The sequence below is a fragment of the Microcoleus sp. ARI1-B5 genome (assembly GCF_036705795.1).
Classification (GTDB): domain Bacteria; phylum Cyanobacteriota; class Cyanobacteriia; order Cyanobacteriales; family Microcoleaceae; genus Microcoleus.
This window is the reverse complement of sequence record NZ_JAUBVK010000014.1, coordinates 1-15,505: the sequence shown is the minus strand read 5'-3', so window position 1 is coordinate 15,505 and position 15,505 is coordinate 1. Positions and strand designations below refer to the sequence as shown.

Genomic DNA, 15,505 nt, shown 5'->3' with positions numbered 1-15,505 from the left:
TGTTTTTATTTGGTTTCCATCCAATTTTGCCCCGCGTGGATGTCAACTATCAGCGGTACGCTAAGCGGCAGAGCATTTTCCATCGCCGTTCTAATTTTTGGCTGCAATTCTTCCCATTCATCGGGAGGTACTTCAAAGATTAATTCGTCGTGAACTTGCAGCAGCAGCCGCGCCTGATAGTTTTGCAAAATTTTGTCTACCTCAATCATGGCAAGTTTAATGATATCAGCACTGGAGCCTTGAATGGGAGCGTTGGCTGCGGCCCGCAAAGATTGGGCGTCATCTCTGCTGAGAGATTTAAGTCTATCGGAGTGAATGTCTTGGGGATTGCGGCCTTTTAAGTCGAGGATGCTTTCGCTCTCGAATTTTAAATAGCGGCGGCGGCCGAGTATTGTGGTGACGTATCCGAGGGCGATCGCCTCTTTTTTCACTTTGTCCAAATATTCAAAAACTTTCCGGTAGCGATCGTTAAATTTCGCAATAAACTCCTTGCCATCTTTGGAAGTTTTGCCCATCGATCGCCCAAACTTAATCGCCCCCATACCATAGATTACCCCAAAATTAATCGTTTTCCCAAACCGTCTTTCATCCGGCGTGACATCCTCTTTTTCAAACAGCAGTTGAGCCGTCACGGTATGCACGTCTCGGTTATTTTGGTAAGCTTCAATTAACACAGGTTCTTGACTCAAATGAGCTAAAATCCGCAATTCAATTTGAGAATAGTCAGCCGACACCATCAGCCAACCCGACTCCGGTAAAAAAGCCTTGCGAATTTGCCGCGAAAACTCGGTGCGGATGGGAATATTCTGCAAATTTGGATTGGAAGAAGAAAGCCTTCCCGTACCCGTTGCAGTTTGATTAAAATCTGTATGCACTCGCCCGGTATCCGCACGCACCAACTGCGGCAAAGCATCGACATAAGTTGATTTCAACTTGGATAATGTTCGGTGTTCTAAAAGATAATCTACAATCGGGTGGTCTCCTTGCAATTTATCCAAAACAGCGGCATCGGTAGAGTATCCTGTCTTGGTTTTGCGAGACTTTTTCTCAAACTGTTCGGGAATTTTTTCTAACAAGATTTCGCTTAGCTGTTTGGGCGAACCTAAATTAAACTTTTTCCCCGCAGCTTGATAAGCGTTTTTTTCGATTTCTGCCAAGCTCTTTTCTAGCTGCTGCGAAAGTGTATTTAGATAAGCTGAATCAATGCGAATTCCGCAATATTCCATTTCAGCTAAAACAGGTTCTAAAGGCTGTTCTACTTCCCGCAGCAACTTGTGCAAAGACTTGGCTGCAAAATTGGCTTCATCAGCTTTATCCAATTCGGCTTTAAGTTTGCCTACTAACCCAAATGTGGTGTGAACGTCCATGCCGCAGTAGTCAGCTACTTTGGGAATGCTGATGTCAGCAATTGTTTTGTTTTTCGGTACTAATTCGCTGTAAGTTTTGGCGACAATGTTTAAGTATTTCCTTGACAATTCGCTGAGACTGTGGCTAGTTTCTGGGTTGAGTACGTAACTGGCTAGCATGGTGTCAAACACGACTCCGGCGAGTTTGATTCCCTGACAGCGAAGTACCAGGCGATCGAATTTAGCATTTTGCAGCGCCTTCGGATAACTCTCGCTTTCCAAAATCGGACGCAAAGCATTTAAAACCGTGGCTTTGTCCAAATTTGTGCCCGTTTTGTGTCCGGTGGGAATGTAAGCTAAATCTTGTTCTCCCATTCCCCAACAGCAGCCAATTCCGACTAATTCGGCGTCTCGCGGTTCGATGGCGGTGGTTTCGGTATCCCACGCCACGGGCGAGGCTTTGTCAGTGTGGGTTTGCAGCAGTTGAATTAATTCGTTTAACTGTTCTATTGTTTGAATGATTCGCGGTTTAATTGGTAGTTGGTTTTCCTGTTGGGCGGCTTTGGTTTCTGCGGCACTAAAAAACCACAATTCATCTGTTTCTGCTGAACTTTCAGAACTTGCAGCGGAAAAATCACTTGAATTATCAGCGTTAGGCAATTCAGAGACTGTAACTTCTCCCTTTTTCCGAACATCCGTTAAATCCGTTACAGAATCCGCTGCCGAACCTTCCTTCTTAACATCCGTTAAATCCGTTGCCAAAATTCCTACTTCAGCGCCGCCGAAACGCTTTTGAATTTGTTTGACTTTGGTTAAAAATGTTTTAAATTCCAACTTTTCTAGCATCGGAATTAATGCTGCTTCGTCAAAACCTATCAACTGGCAATCTTCTAAGTTGATTTCTAGGGGAACTTCTTGAATAATTGTCGCCATCTTCTGAGAATGATAGGCGGCTTCTTTGCCTTCTTCGAGCTTTTTCTTAGTTGCTCCTTTAATCTCGTCAATGGCTGCATAGATGCCGTCGAGGGTATTGTAAGCTTCCAGCAATTGCAGGGCGGTTTTGTCGCCGATGCCTTTGACTCCGGGAATGTTGTCGGATTTGTCGCCGCAGAGGGCTTTGTAATCTATTACTTGTTCGGGCAAAATGCCGAGTTTGGCTTTGACTTCTTCTGGGCCGTATTCTTGGGATTTGCCTTTGCCCGATCGCCTGAGTTCATCGGTACTCAAATATAGTACGCTGATGCGTTTCTCGGTTTCTACTAATTGAAACAAATCTCGATCGCCCGTGAGGATTTTGACGCGATAACCCGCGGCGCTGGCTTTGTTCGCCAAAGTTCCCAAAACGTCGTCTGCCTCAAAACCGGGAGCAGTTATGGCAGGTAAATTCAAATAGGTGAGCAATTCTTGCAGGTTTTTGATATCCGGCTTAAAATCTTCGGGAGTTTCCGCGCGACCGGCTTTGTAAGTTTCGTCTGCTTCGTGGCGAAAAGTGGGCGCGGCCAGGTCAAAGGCGATCGCCATGTACTGGGGATCGTGGGCGGCCATGACTTCCAGCAGCGACTTGAGAAAGCCAAAACAGACGCTGGTGGGAATGCCTGTGGTAGTTCGCAAGCCTCCGTCCCGACTTTTGGCGAAGGCGAAGTAGGAACGAAAGGCCAGGGAGTGGCCGTCAACTAAGATGAAGGTGGGAGCTTGATTTTCCGACACTGACACAGATGGCGATCGCACGAAAGGATTTTCTCATTGTACCCAGTTGTCAGTCTGCATCGATCGACCATAAGGATGACGGCCAGAGTAGAGAACGGTTGACTTGCGATCGGCGATCGGCTTAATGTGCAGCTTGGCTGAGAATAGTAGAAAATATTGAGTACGATCGCACATTTACCAACACCTGCCGATCGAAGCTTATGGGTGACATTGACCGATGCTACGAAATCCTCGAAATTGAGCCGGGAGCTTCCCTAGAAGAAATTAAGCGCGCTTACAGGGATTTAGCATTTGTGTGGCATCCCGATCGGTTTGCTCACAACGATCGCCTGCAACAAAAAGCTGAACAAAGATTAACAGAAATTAATCTAGCTTACCAGCAGTTGGTGTTGTTTCTCAGTCAGCCTGAACCGAAGTCGATCGACCAACAGTTTCAGCAGCAGCAGCCGCCTCCGCCACCACCACCGGCCCAAAAGCCGCCGTCCAAGCCACTGAGAAGGCGTTCAGGAAAATCAACCGGTAGAGTTGGTTCCCAGCGCACTCAAACCAGCCCAAAAGCCGCCTCCAAAAAAAATCAAACTCAAAACAAGCCTAATAGCAAGAAACGATTTACAACTCAAAATCGCCAAGCGTCGCGGGGAAGAAAGCCATCCGGGCGAAGCGTGGCGAGGGAAGCGCGGCTATCTCAAAAATATCTAAAGCTTACCCCGATCGGGAAAAAAGAATTTCCGACTCAATACTCAAAACCGCGACTATCTCAAAAATATTCAAGCTTCCCTTGGGGGCCGCTGGCGCTCGCCGTGGCGAGTTACGCTTTGACTGGTTGGATTTTGACGGTATCCGCCGCCCCGCTGTGGATGTGGACTTTAATCTGCGGTGCGGATTGGCTGTGGGCTGCGATTTTGCTGGCGGAGGGCTCGGCAACGCCTAGAGTGTGGCTGGCGGCGCTGGTTTTGGCTGGGGCGGTGGGGGGGTCGATCGCCGGTTTTCAGGCCGGAGGAACGCGAACAGGGGCTGCTTGGGCGGCAGTTGGCGCTGGTTTGGGGGCGATCGCCAGTTCCGAGGCCGAGTCTCGGGCCGTGGCTGTAGTTTTGGCCGCGGCGGGAGTGCTGACAGTGGTGGGATTGATGGCTGGAACTGGTTCTGGGGATTGGGTGAAGGCGTTGGCGGGGGCGGTGTGTTGGGGGATAGTTGGCTTGACGTGCGGGCTGGCGGCGGAACTAGGCGTGAATTCTGGCGGCCCCGTCGGGCTCTCCGGTGCGATCGGGCTGGGGATGGGGGCGTGGGCGGGGGCTTTGGCTGGTGGGGGTTCGGGGGCTCTCGCGATCGCCTTGGCCATCGCCGGATCTAAGAGTGTTTACGGGGCTTGGGCGGCGATCGGGATTATTGCTGGAGTTGTGGCGCGGATGGTAGCTGGGGAAAGGTCGATCGGCACTGGCGGGCTTTACACGTTTATCCTGTTGGTGGCTACTTCCGGTTTCGGGCTGTGGCTGGGAAATTGGTTGGTCGATCGCATCTTTTGAATTAGTCCTTAGTCATCAGTCATTAGTCATCAGTCATTAGTCATTAGTCATTAGTCATTAGTTATTACCGTCAGTTTCCTGGTTGACGCATCGGGGGCTAGAAACCCGGTTTCTACGAGTTTTTTTGTTGAGTCACGAGAAATCTACAAAGAAACCGGGTTTCTGAGGAAGCAGCGGGCGATCGCCAAACACTGAAACCCTCGCTTTTATTGCTTCTTCCTTCTTTCTTCTTTCTTCTTTTTTCTTCCTTCTTCCTTTTTCCTTCTTCCTTCTTCCTTCAGCATAGCTTCCAGCACTTATCACTTTTCAGTAGCGATTCAAACTCAGCGCTTGGCAAAGCCTGACTGAAAAAATAGCCTTGAATTTCGTCGCACTCGTGTTCGCACAAAAAAGCCAGTTCCGGCTCATTTTCTACCCCCTCAGCAATCACAGTCATGTTCATGCAGTGTGCCATTTGAATAATCGCTACTGTAATGGCTGCATTTTGGCGATCGTCGGCAATATCGCGAATAAAACTCTTGTCAATTTTGATCGCATCAAACGGCAAGCGTTTCGGATAACTCAAAGAAGAATATCCCGTGCCAAAATCATCAATTGCTATCGTAATTCCCATATCTCTCCACACGGTAAAAGCTTTAGCCGCTGCCGTTTCATCTTGCAAAATCAGACTTTCTGTCAATTCTAATTCCAGACATTTAGGAGCGAGATTAGTCTCTCTCAATATCTGGCTGACTCTCTCCGTCAAATTTTTGCGCTCAAACTGGCGGGCTGATACGTTGACTGCTACCCGCAGCGGAGGCAAACCCTCTATTTGCCAAGCTTTAGTTTGCTTGCAAGCAGTCTCTAACACCCATTCGCCCAGCGGTGCAATCAAGCCCATTTCTTCAGCCATTGGAATAAATTCTGCCGGGGAAACTCTGCCCCTTTTTGGATGGTTCCAGCGCACCAAAGCTTCAGCACCAATAATTTTCCCTGTTTTAATTTCAATTTTCGGCTCATAGTAAACTTCAAACTCCGAGCGTTTTAAAGCATTGCGCAGGCAAGTTTCTTGAGTGAATTTGTTGATGGAATTACTCGCGGCTTTTGCAGTATAAAACTGATACTTGTTGCCACCTTGTTGCTGAGAATTGTACATAGCTGTATAAGCATTTTTCAGCAGTTCGTCTCCATCGCTGCCGTCGCCCGGAGATAAAGAAATGCCGATACTTGCCGTGACGTACAGTTCCGAGCCTTTGATAATCATAGCTTGGGCTACAATATCTAAAATGTTTTGAGCAATCTTGGCAGCATCCTGTTTTTCGGCAACTGGTTCGAGAACAATTCCAAATTCGGCCGCTTCCAAACGAGCCACAATATTAATGTTCTCCGTGCAGTTGCTCAGCCGCTCGGCAACGAAGCAAAGTACGGAGTCGCCGATATCGTGTCCCAAGGTACAGTTAATCCGGTTAATTCTATCTAAACTGAGAGTGACAACAGGAATCATTACTGGCAAAGCTTTTTGCTTGTCTAATACCTGATTTAGCTGCTCTCGCAACAGCCAACGATTTGGCAAGTTTGTCAAGCTATCGTACTGATGTCGGTGGAGAGCCAATTGAATAGTTGTGTGCAAGTTTTTGTCTTCAAAGGGTTTGACAATATAGCCGAATGGTTGGGTCGCATTGACGCGCCGCAAAGTGTTTTCGTCAGCATAAGCTGTCAGATAAACTACTGGGATTTGAAAGCGCGAGCGAATTTCTGCTGCTGCTGTAATGCCGTCGATTTCTCCTTGCAGGTTAACATCCATCAAAACTAAATCCGGCCGATATTCCGCGACAGATTCAATCGCTTCTTCTCCCGAATAGACAATACCTGTTATCCAATATCCTCGAGATATTAAACTGTCGGAAATGTCTTCCGCAATGATGCTTTCGTCTTCAACTATCAAAATTTTTGTCGGTGACATTAAATTATCTCCTAAGAGTGCAACTTGGGCTTGGAAAATGTTATTTTAAAAGTCGTGCCTGGAGTTTCTAATAGTTCTATTGTTCCCCGAATTTGCTTGACTAAAGACCCGACCAGCCGCAAACCCAATGTTCGGGCCTTTCGATAATCTAAGTTTTGAGGAAAACCAATTCCGCTGTCGCTCACGGCTAGCACGCAAACTCTGTTTTTATCTAAAGTGAAATCTATTTTAATTTTACCTTGAGTTTGTCTTGTAAAAGCATACTTGAGGGAGTTGGTAACCAGCTCGTTGATAATCAATCCGCAAGGAACTGCTGTATCAATATTCAGAGAACACGGCGCAATATTTGTTTGCAACTTGACGCCTTCTGTATCAATTTCATAAGCTTGAAATAAATTGTGGGCGAGATTTTGGATGTATTCAGCAAAGTCAATGTTTGACAAATCTTTGGATTGATACAATTGTTCGTGAACCAGGGCCATCGATCTGACTCGGTTTTGACTTTCTTTTAACATTTCACTAACGCGGCTGTCTTGGATGTAGCGGGACTGAAGTTTGAGCAAACTGGAAATAACTTGGAGGTTGTTTTTGACGCGGTGGTGAATTTCTTTGAGGAGGACTTCTTTTTCTGCGAGGGATGCTTTGATGCGATCTTCGTCGCGCTTGCGATCTGTAATGTCTCGCACTACTGCTTGAATTACTTGTCGCCCGTTAATTTCCATTGCATTTAACAGCACTTCTGCGGGAAATTCTGAACCGTCTAGCCGTTTGTGTACCCAGTCAAAGCGACAGCTACCTGTTTGCAGTGCTGCGGATATTCTCTGTGTTGCTAGACTGCGAGAGTCTTGTCCGCTAGGCTGCAATAGCGGGGAAAATTCGCTCGGTTTCTTGCCGTAAAACTGTTCTTTATTGCTGCAGCCAAAGATTGCTAAGGTGGCGAGGTTGCAGTCAAAAAATTCTTCTTCGTCGAGCAGCATTACTGCGTCGCTGGTGGCTTCGTAAAGGCTGCGGAATTTGAGTTCCGACTCTTGCAAAGAAGCGATTAATTGGGTTTTTTGAGCTTCGGCGCGCTTGCGGTCGGTAATGTCTATCCCTACGGAAACTGCTGCGGTTCCTTGATGATATTTCTGAGCTACTATCAAATAATTGCGGACGAAGCCGTTAATTTCTATATCTATTTCTTGCCAGGTTTGCCCAGATGAACTGTCAAAAAAGTTGCGGATTAGTTGTCCAAAAGTCGAGCCTTTGTCTAGAAAGTTGATTTCTTGACCGACAAAGCTTTCAGGAGACAGTTTGAACGAGGTTGCTAAGTGCTGGTTGACTCCAATATACCGCAAATCTGAACTTATCCAAGAAATCAGTCCGGGCACGGCATCCAAGACGGCGCGAAGTTGGTCTGTAGCTTCTTGGAGTGCTTCTTCCGATCGCTTGCGATCGCTAATATCTGTCGCCGTTCCGCACAAACCTAAAATAGCGCCGTTTTCAGCTTGGTTGACGATGCTGTTGAGGCGCAGGTGGACGGGAGTACCGTCTTTGCGGATGTGTACTGTTTCGTAAGGAGAATTAGGGGTTTGTGGCTGAATGCTGGTTCTCGCTAAAAGTTGCGCAAATATTTCTATTGGTCTGGTTTTTTGTTCGGGAAGTAAAAAATCGGTGAAGCGGCGGCCGATCATTTCTGGCGGTTCGTAACCGTAGATGCGTTTGGCGGCGGAATTGACAAAAGTCAAGATGCCTTGAATATCGATCGACCAAATCAACTCTTGCGACGTTTCTACGAGGTTGCGGTACTTTTTTTCGCTTTCGGCAAGGGAAGCATTCAAGACTGTCGTTTGCAGAGTAAGTCTGTCTTCTAATTCTTGATTTGCCGTTTGCAGAGTGGCTATCGACCGCTCGCGCTCGGTAATGTCACAAGAAACACCGACAGCCCCGATAACTTCACCGTTGCCCGATCGCAGCGCTGCCGATCGAATTTCGTAGATAAAATGCCCCTGTTGGGCATTCCAAGTGCGATCGTTTCCTGCTAGTACCTGGGCAATATTCTCTAAGATATCTGGCTGGCTGCTGTAAACTTCAAAAATCGACAGCCCGAGGGCCTCACCCGGTTCGATCCCCAAGTTTTCTAATTCTTTGCCTTCTGCAAGGGTTAACCTGCCGTTTTTGTCGGTTGCCCACAGGAACATCGGGGCACAACTGACGGCGGCGTGCAGGGTTTCGTTGGCAAGTTTTAGCCGATCGATTTCTGCGTGCAGCCGATCGCGGGTGTTGCTTAATTCTACCGTTAGCCGATCGGCTTTTTCCTGCCAACTGACAGCAGTGCCGCACATTTGTGCCCGATTGCGGGAAGGATACATGGATTGGTTGCAGTGTGACATAGTTACTCTCGCATGCACTGTATATTTAAACCCTGCCTATCTTTTAAGCATAAACTTTTTAAATCAAATATTACAGTTCGCTGCGATACTCATCCGAGGAACATTCGATAATTTAAACCTAGTGTAAAGGATTCATAAATAGCGGCTTGCGCGGTTGTGTGGCGACTATTCAGAAATTGACAACAAGCTGAATAATGGTTGCGAATCGATATTTTTACTGTAAGTATGTGTAGTAGTGCAAAAATAAGTTTCGCAATCCTCGGCTTGCACAAGACCTAGAATTGTAAAGTTATTATATTTGTGTGCGTATATTCACGCACCCCGTCAGTCGGAAATCGCGAATTTTGAAATATAGCCACCGCCAACAAAAGTGCGAGCGGGACGATCGGTATATGTATAGCGGTTCTCAGAAAGATGAGGTACCCGACGGGCATGGGCCTTCCCCGGGCATAGGGCTTGCGGGCATAGGGCTTGCGGCCTGGGTAGCCTGGGCGGGCACGCAGGGATACCTCACTTTTTTTAGAACCGCTATATATAGGGAAGCGAGGGAGGACGATCGCTATATGTATATAGGGAAGCAAGCGAGGAAAGCACTCTTAAAAAACGCTTTTTACTATGATTGAGATGCTCCCAACCACGAGCTTCATCAGTCATTCCCAATTCTTCAATTCTTCAATCTACAATTCTTCAATCTAAAATGGTATGACTCCCCAAACTTTGACAGTTTTGTCTAAACTACCGGTGATAACAGTTTCGCCATCGCTGCTAAAAGAAAGACAAGTAACAGAGCTTTGATGTCCGGAGAGAGTGTGAATGTGTTCGCCGGTGCGGGCATTCCAAAATTTGAGATTACCATCGGCGCTAGCACTGACAACAGTGCGCCCGTCGGGACTAAAGGCGATCGCATTTATCGAGTTAAAATGCCCTGCCAAAGTTATTGGACTATCGGGGTGCGATAGCTGGCGCAGTTGAATGTTTCTGTCCCAGCCGCCAGCAGCCAAAGTCTGCCCGTCTGGACTTAAAGCCAGACAATTCGCATAACCTTTAATTGTTTGGGAACATTCTCGGCTGCGGAGGTTCCACAGTTTAATTGTACCGTCAGAACTGCTGCTAGCTAGAGTTTCTGCGATCGGGCTAAAAGCAAGACTCGCAATTCCTGCTTTGTGAGCTTTCCAAGTTAAAAGACTGCCAAAAGTACAGATTAACTTTCCCGTCTCTAAATTCCAAATTTTGATAGTAGTATCTGCCGAACCGGTGGCGATAACTCCACTGTCGGGACTGATGAGTGTTGCGGTAATTTCTGCTTCGTGTCCGAGGGAAGTATAGCGCAATTCTCCTCCCTGCCAAATATCGATCGCGCGGTGTTTCGCAGTATTTCGGCTCCTGACAAAAACTTCGGTTTCTTGGCAAAGGACAAAATTTTCTTTAGCGCGGGGATACTTGTCAACAGTATAGAGTATTTCTCCTGTATCTAAATCGCAAATTCTAATTATTTTCCCGTGCAAACTCGCCGTGCGATCTCCTGCGGGACTAATCGCCACATTTGTCCCTGTTTTCACAGTGCGGATGCAGTCAAAAAGCTTGTAAGGTACGAAGTCTTTTAAAGCTTGGCGGACTAGAGGTTCTGTCCTTGGTCGCAAAATAGAATAAGCAGCTCGCTGCACATCTGGTGCGGGGTCAAGCAGCGCTTGAATTGCTAAATTTAAACCAGCCTCTCCGTATTTAGGAGCATCTTTAACGGCGGCAATGCGCGGCTCGATACTAGGACTGTGCAAGCGCTGCTTGACCCCGGCGATGCCTCCCAAAACAGCGGCGGCGATCGGGATTTGACTTTGGCCGCCGAGGACGGCATCATATTCTCGCTCGTTGGTTAGAATTGTCGGGCATCATACGATTTTAGATTTTAGATTTTAGATTTGGGATTTTAGATTGAAGAATTGGATGAGTAAAAAAAGCGAACTCACGCACGGATAAATCGGGGCAATTGTTATCGGATACTCTGTTGTGATTTTCTGAACATATGAATCCGGGGGCTTGTAACCGGGCTACTTTCGCTGACGCTCAAACCCGGTTTAAGATCGCAAGTTCTAACTTATTGACTGTTGCAGTTTATAGTATTATAATCAAATCAGCGTTTCACACAAAAATCCGAAAGTGATATGTCACACTTCACAACGATCAAGGTTCAGATAAAGAACGGCGAACTGCTGCATCAAGTGTTGGAAGAGTTGGGTTATCAAGTAGAGTCCAATGTGCAGGTGCGGGGTTATCGCGGCGACAAAACTAATGCCGAGTACGTGATTCGGCAATCCAACGGTTACGATTTGGGTTTTCGCCGCAGCGGAGAGGATTACGAATTGGTGGCGGATTTTTGGGGCGCTCGCATTAATCAGCAGGAATTGGTCAATTTAATTAGTCAAAAATACGCGCGCAAAAGTTTGATGGCGGCGGTGCAGTCAGAGGGTTTTCATGTTGAAGAAGAGGAAACTTTGGCAGATGGAACGGTGAGAGTTGTAGTGGGTCGATGGGTTTAAGACTCGCCCTTGATTAACTCGTTTTTAGGTATCAAGAGGAATCACCATGTGGCGATCGGCGATCGTACTAATCATCCTGGCGCTTGTAGTTGGCATTGTTGGCGCGATCGCCCGATCGAGATACCGCTGGCATGGAGGTACGGAAAAACTGCGATCGAATCTGGAAGCTGCACGCTTACCAATTCAACCTCTGACATTTGATGCGCGGGAAATCGCCGATTTACCCCAGCCCGTGCAGCGCTACTTTCGCGCGGTGCTCGAGGATGGACAACCGCTAATCGCCGCAGCGCGGGTGTCCCACAAAGGCACGTTTAACATGAGCTCCACCGCAGAAAAATGGAGCGCCTTCACCTCAACTCAACTGGTAATTACTCAGCGCCCTGGCTTTGACTGGGACGGGCGAATTGCCATGATGCCCGGTATCAATGCGTTTGTTCATGACGCCTACGTTTCCGGCGAAGGCATCCTCCACGCGGCGCTGCTGGGCCTGGTGACTGTGGCGGATATCCGCGGCACTCCAGAAGCTGCACAGGGGGAACTGATGCGCTTTTTGGCAGAGGCGGCTTGGTATCCGACGAGACTGCTGCCGAGTCAGGGCGTTCGCTGGGAGCCGATCGACAATTCTGCGGCCAGAGCTACCCTGAAAGATGGCGACACCGCTGTTTCCCTCGATTTGGGCTTTGATGAGGCAGGGTTAATCGCCACTGTCAGCGCCGAAGCCCGCGCCCGTACAGTTAAGGGCTCGCTGGTGTTTGCGCCCTGGATCGGCCGTTTCTGGGACTACGAAGTGCGAGACGGTATCCGGATTCCGCTCTCCGGTGAGGTGGCGTGGCAATTGCCGGATGGTTCGCTATTGCCTTACTGGCGCGGCCGCATCACGAATATTGTTTATGATTTTGCACGCTAAGAGTTGATGCTAAAGTGCGATCGCCAATCTGAAACTTAAACATACATCATAATATCATATCCGCTCAATTACTATAACAAAAACGGCTCGTAGTGCGGACTTAAGTCCGCATCTTTCAAGGACTAAAGTCCTTACTACAAACCCGAGCAATCGCTCGGACATGATATCAATAAACTAAAAGAATGACGATAAAATCCGAGCGAGAGCAACAAATTAAACAAAGTTGGGAAGCAAATGCTGACGCATGGATACAGGCGATCGACCAAAACTCGATCGAAAGCCGCCGCGCAGCAACGGACGAGGCTATTCTGCAAGCAGTGCTGCGCTGCGGGCATCGGCGAGTGCTGGATGTCGGATGCGGTGAAGGTTGGCTGGGGCGGGCACTAGCAAAGCACGGTGTAGAGGTGGTTGGGGTTGATGCTTCCCGTGGTTTGATCGATCGCGCGATCGAGAAAAGCAGCGGTTGTTTTCGGGCGATCGGCTACGATGAAATTATTGCCGATCCGCTGATACTCGGTCAATCCTACGATGGGATTGTCTGCAATTTTTCGCTACTCGGTGAGGAAATTGGAGATTTATTGCGATCGTTACGCCAAGCCACAGTCTCAGACGGACATTTGTTAATCCAGACAGTTCATCCATTCACAGCCTGTCAGCAACAGCCATATGTTGATGGATGGAAAACCGAGACTTTCGACCATTTCGGCGGAGCTTTTCGAGAGCCGATGCCGTGGTATTTTCGCACAGTTAGTTCGTGGTTTCAACAAGTGTCAGAAGCTGGCTGGAGAGTATGCCAATTCGAGGAACCGATCCATCCGCAGACAAAGATTCCTCTTTCCCTGCTGCTGATTTGTCAGTAATAAGGTGCCCCGGAGCCTCTGGCAAATTAAACCTCTCACATAGGTTCTCCGCATCGGAATGCGAGTCCTCATAAAACTCACTAATTGCCCGATATAGGTTATTTTACCGGACACGATATAGCGGTTCTCAACTCTCGTGAGCTACTCGCCAGTTGTCTTACCAATTACTAATTACCAATTACCTTTTTCCCAATTACCAATCTGTACCTCACTCACTTGAGAATTGCTATATCACTCAAAATCTTCGCAGCAGCCGGCGGGCAAATCCACGGTAAAAACGGTTTCCATCGATCGACTCTCAGCCCGAATTTCTGTGCCCAGTTGCTCGACTAACTTCTGCACCAGCGCCAATCCCAATCCCGTCCCGCCTTGCATCCAATAATCGCTGCTGGGAATGCGGTAAAATTTCTCAAAAATGCGCGTCTGTTGCTCCTGAGGAATCTCAACCCCAGTATTGCTAACAGTCAAAATTACTCCGTCAATAAAACCAGCAGAAGTTCTGGCGCGAAGTGCAACCGCAATTTTTCCTTCAGGCGGAGTGTACTTGCAAGCATTCGTCAGCAGTTCGGTGACAATCCGTTCGAGTTTAGCTCGATCGCACATCAAAACAGGCAAATTGTCAGCAAATTCGATCGAGAGCGTTTGCTGGCGAGATCGCGCGCGATCGTGAAAGGGTTCTACAATGTGCGGCAGCCAATCGTGGAGTTCCAGCGGCTGCAAGTCTAGGGTATCTCTTCCAGATTCAAGGCGCTGCAAATCCAGCAAATCATTAATTAGGACTGTTTCGCGGGCGCACTCATCTTGCAAAATTTGCAAGTATCGATCGCGGCTTTGTGGATTCGCCCCGAGTTGCAGCATCCGAATCGCCACAGTCATGTTCGCCATCAAACTGCGCAATTCGTGAGATACCGTACTCAAAAAATCGTCTTTCACCTGACTGAGCAGGTGTAGCTGCTGCATTTTCTCCTGCAATTGAGCCGTGCGCTCTTGCACTTGAATTTCCAGCCCGCGATTGAGACTTCGCAGCTTTTTGTACAGCAGGCGCAGCTTTTCTGCTGTGCGCTGGCGATCCGTGACGATCGCCCCCAACAAAATACCAGCGTGCGTCACCGCCATCAAGCCGAATTGCAGCGCCAGCGTATCCTGTACCCCTGTTTTGTAACCTACCAACAGCGCAATGCCAATATTGATGCCTAAAACCGTCGCCGTGGCTCTAGCAAACCCGTACTGCGCCACAATCGAGATCATCGGTAAAAACACAAAATAGCTATAGTCCAAATTCTTGCCTCTCGGCGCGCCGTAGGCTGCCCAAATTCCGAAAGCCAACAGCACAATATGGAATAACAGCACCGGCCAACCCGGGCGCGAGGGCCAGCGCAACTCGTCATATCCCCCGCGCGCCCACCGCCCGATCGAATCTCTGCCAGCCCAAAGCTTTGGAAACTTGCGCAGCAAAATCAGCAGAAACGGTGCTAGCATTCCGATGCCGGTAGAATCTCCAGCCCAGTAATGCAGGGTGAATGTCTGCCACTGATCCCAAGAAATCAGCCCCGCAGACACAAAATTCACGACTTGCAGCACGGCGACGACCAAAGGTGCACCGATTCCAGCGATGAGGGTAAACCAGATTGCGTCGCGCAGTTGCCTCAAGGGGGGATTGATTCGCAGCTTGTGCAGCAGCAAATTGCAAGCTCCCGCACAGCCCAGCGTGGTTACTGCGTCAAAGATCGGCAGTGTGTGCAGGGGCAGGTGGCGCCCGGTGACAAACCACCGGCGTACAAACGTGTTGAGCAGCAGCAGCGGCCACCAGCGCAATCCGAAGACTAACAGCAGCACTACATCGAGTGCGGATGGGGGATACCAGATTTGAATTTCCGGTGCTGATTCAAATTGCAGGGCTACAACGTCGAGGGCATACCAGCTTGTGAGATAAATTGCCGCCACCAGCAGTACCCGCAGCCCAGCGGGCGATCGCACCAGCCATCGGGGCGGATTGCTGTTGTCAGGCAATTGAAGGGGATTCGGTGCAGCCACATCATTAACCCTGTGTTGGTGGTTAAGCAGTTTCCGATTGAGGCAGTCCAGCCTACTATTTTACTGTTCAGCTTTCTTTCACGTATCTCTCCGAAGATATATAGCGCAGCTTGGATGTTGGGTTGATGGCAGATTTGAAAGTTATATCACCCGTCAAAACTGTAAAGTTGCGCCAATCGATCGAACAACTGGAAACAATTGCAGGTATTATAAAACTTCATTAAGGTTGTAAGCATCAATAAACAATAGTAGTATCATATAGTCAGGAGGGTCAACTGAA

General features: G+C 48.4%; 11 protein-coding genes. 4 read left to right on the top strand and 7 right to left on the bottom strand.

Annotated features, from left to right (window positions below):
• Positions 1-5: 5 nt before the first annotated feature.
• Both polA and QUB63_RS19955 read right to left on the bottom strand, forming a co-directional pair.
• Positions 6-3,074, bottom strand: a complete 3,069-nt coding sequence (gene polA / locus QUB63_RS19960; RefSeq protein WP_332947018.1) for a DNA polymerase I — start codon at positions 3,072-3,074, stop codon at positions 6-8.
• Positions 3,075-3,086: 12 nt separating this feature from the next.
• Positions 3,087-3,227, bottom strand: coding sequence for a hypothetical protein (locus QUB63_RS19955; RefSeq protein WP_332947017.1), 141 nt, complete (start codon positions 3,225-3,227; stop codon positions 3,087-3,089).
• A gap of 26 nt (positions 3,228-3,253) precedes the next feature.
• Here QUB63_RS19955 and QUB63_RS19950 point away from each other — a divergent pair, with 26 nt between their 5' ends.
• The gene (locus tag QUB63_RS19950) at positions 3,254-4,576 is read left to right on the top strand and encodes a J domain-containing protein (RefSeq protein ID WP_332947016.1); all 1,323 of its coding nucleotides are present in this window, start codon (positions 3,254-3,256) and stop codon (positions 4,574-4,576) included.
• 132 nt (positions 4,577-4,708) lie between these two features.
• Here the strand turns inward: QUB63_RS19950 and QUB63_RS19945 are convergent, their stop codons facing one another.
• From QUB63_RS19945 to QUB63_RS19930, 4 genes are all read right to left on the bottom strand, one after another.
• Positions 4,709-4,879 carry a hypothetical protein gene (locus tag QUB63_RS19945; RefSeq protein WP_332947015.1) on the bottom strand — a complete coding sequence of 57 codons (171 nt, stop codon included), beginning with the start codon at positions 4,877-4,879 and terminating at the stop codon, positions 4,709-4,711.
• The gene (locus QUB63_RS19940) at positions 4,854-6,518 is read right to left on the bottom strand and encodes a putative bifunctional diguanylate cyclase/phosphodiesterase (RefSeq protein ID WP_332947014.1); all 1,665 of its coding nucleotides are present in this window, start codon (positions 6,516-6,518) and stop codon (positions 4,854-4,856) included. Before QUB63_RS19940 ends, QUB63_RS19945 begins: the two co-directional genes overlap by 26 nt.
• Before the next feature lie 11 nt (positions 6,519-6,529).
• Positions 6,530-8,890, bottom strand: a complete 2,361-nt coding sequence (locus tag QUB63_RS19935; protein WP_332947013.1) for a PAS domain S-box protein — start codon at positions 8,888-8,890, stop codon at positions 6,530-6,532.
• 692 nt (positions 8,891-9,582) lie between these two features.
• Positions 9,583-10,665 (bottom strand): WD40 repeat domain-containing protein, encoded by a 1,083-nt coding sequence (locus QUB63_RS19930; RefSeq protein WP_332947012.1) that lies wholly within the window; start codon positions 10,663-10,665, stop codon positions 9,583-9,585.
• Positions 10,666-11,049: 384 nt separating this feature from the next.
• Here QUB63_RS19930 and QUB63_RS19925 point away from each other — a divergent pair, with 384 nt between their 5' ends.
• The 3 genes from QUB63_RS19925 (at position 11,050) to QUB63_RS19915 (ending at position 13,191) form a co-directional block, all read left to right on the top strand.
• Positions 11,050-11,424, top strand: a complete 375-nt coding sequence (locus tag QUB63_RS19925; protein WP_332947011.1) for a DUF1257 domain-containing protein — start codon at positions 11,050-11,052, stop codon at positions 11,422-11,424.
• 46 nt (positions 11,425-11,470) lie between these two features.
• The gene (locus QUB63_RS19920; protein ID WP_332947010.1) at positions 11,471-12,331 is read left to right on the top strand and encodes a DUF6920 family protein; all 861 of its coding nucleotides are present in this window, start codon (positions 11,471-11,473) and stop codon (positions 12,329-12,331) included.
• Positions 12,332-12,513: 182 nt separating this feature from the next.
• Positions 12,514-13,191 carry a class I SAM-dependent DNA methyltransferase gene (locus tag QUB63_RS19915; protein WP_332947009.1) on the top strand — a complete coding sequence of 226 codons (678 nt, stop codon included), beginning with the start codon at positions 12,514-12,516 and terminating at the stop codon, positions 13,189-13,191.
• Between the two features lie 231 nt (positions 13,192-13,422).
• Here QUB63_RS19915 and QUB63_RS19910 read toward each other — a convergent pair whose 3' ends face one another.
• Positions 13,423-15,225, bottom strand: coding sequence for a sensor histidine kinase (locus tag QUB63_RS19910; RefSeq protein ID WP_332947008.1), 1,803 nt, complete (start codon positions 15,223-15,225; stop codon positions 13,423-13,425).
• Positions 15,226-15,505: the final 280 nt, after the last annotated feature.

Excerpts from the sequence above, each read along its gene's own strand:
- QUB63_RS19955 (WP_332947017.1), bottom strand. The coding sequence starts at position 3,227 with ATGTGCGATCGTACTCAATATTTTCTACTATTCTCAGCCAAGCTGCAC.
- QUB63_RS19920 (WP_332947010.1), top strand. The coding sequence starts at position 11,471 with ATGTGGCGATCGGCGATCGTACTAATCATCCTGGCGCTTGTAGTTGGC.
- QUB63_RS19935 (WP_332947013.1), bottom strand. The coding sequence starts at position 8,890 with ATGTCACACTGCAACCAATCCATGTATCCTTCCCGCAATCGGGCACAA.
- QUB63_RS19925 (WP_332947011.1), top strand. The coding sequence starts at position 11,050 with ATGTCACACTTCACAACGATCAAGGTTCAGATAAAGAACGGCGAACTG.
- QUB63_RS19950 (WP_332947016.1), top strand. The coding sequence starts at position 3,254 with ATGGGTGACATTGACCGATGCTACGAAATCCTCGAAATTGAGCCGGGA.
- QUB63_RS19915 (WP_332947009.1), top strand. The coding sequence starts at position 12,514 with ATGACGATAAAATCCGAGCGAGAGCAACAAATTAAACAAAGTTGGGAA.
- QUB63_RS19940 (WP_332947014.1), bottom strand. The coding sequence starts at position 6,518 with ATGTCACCGACAAAAATTTTGATAGTTGAAGACGAAAGCATCATTGCG.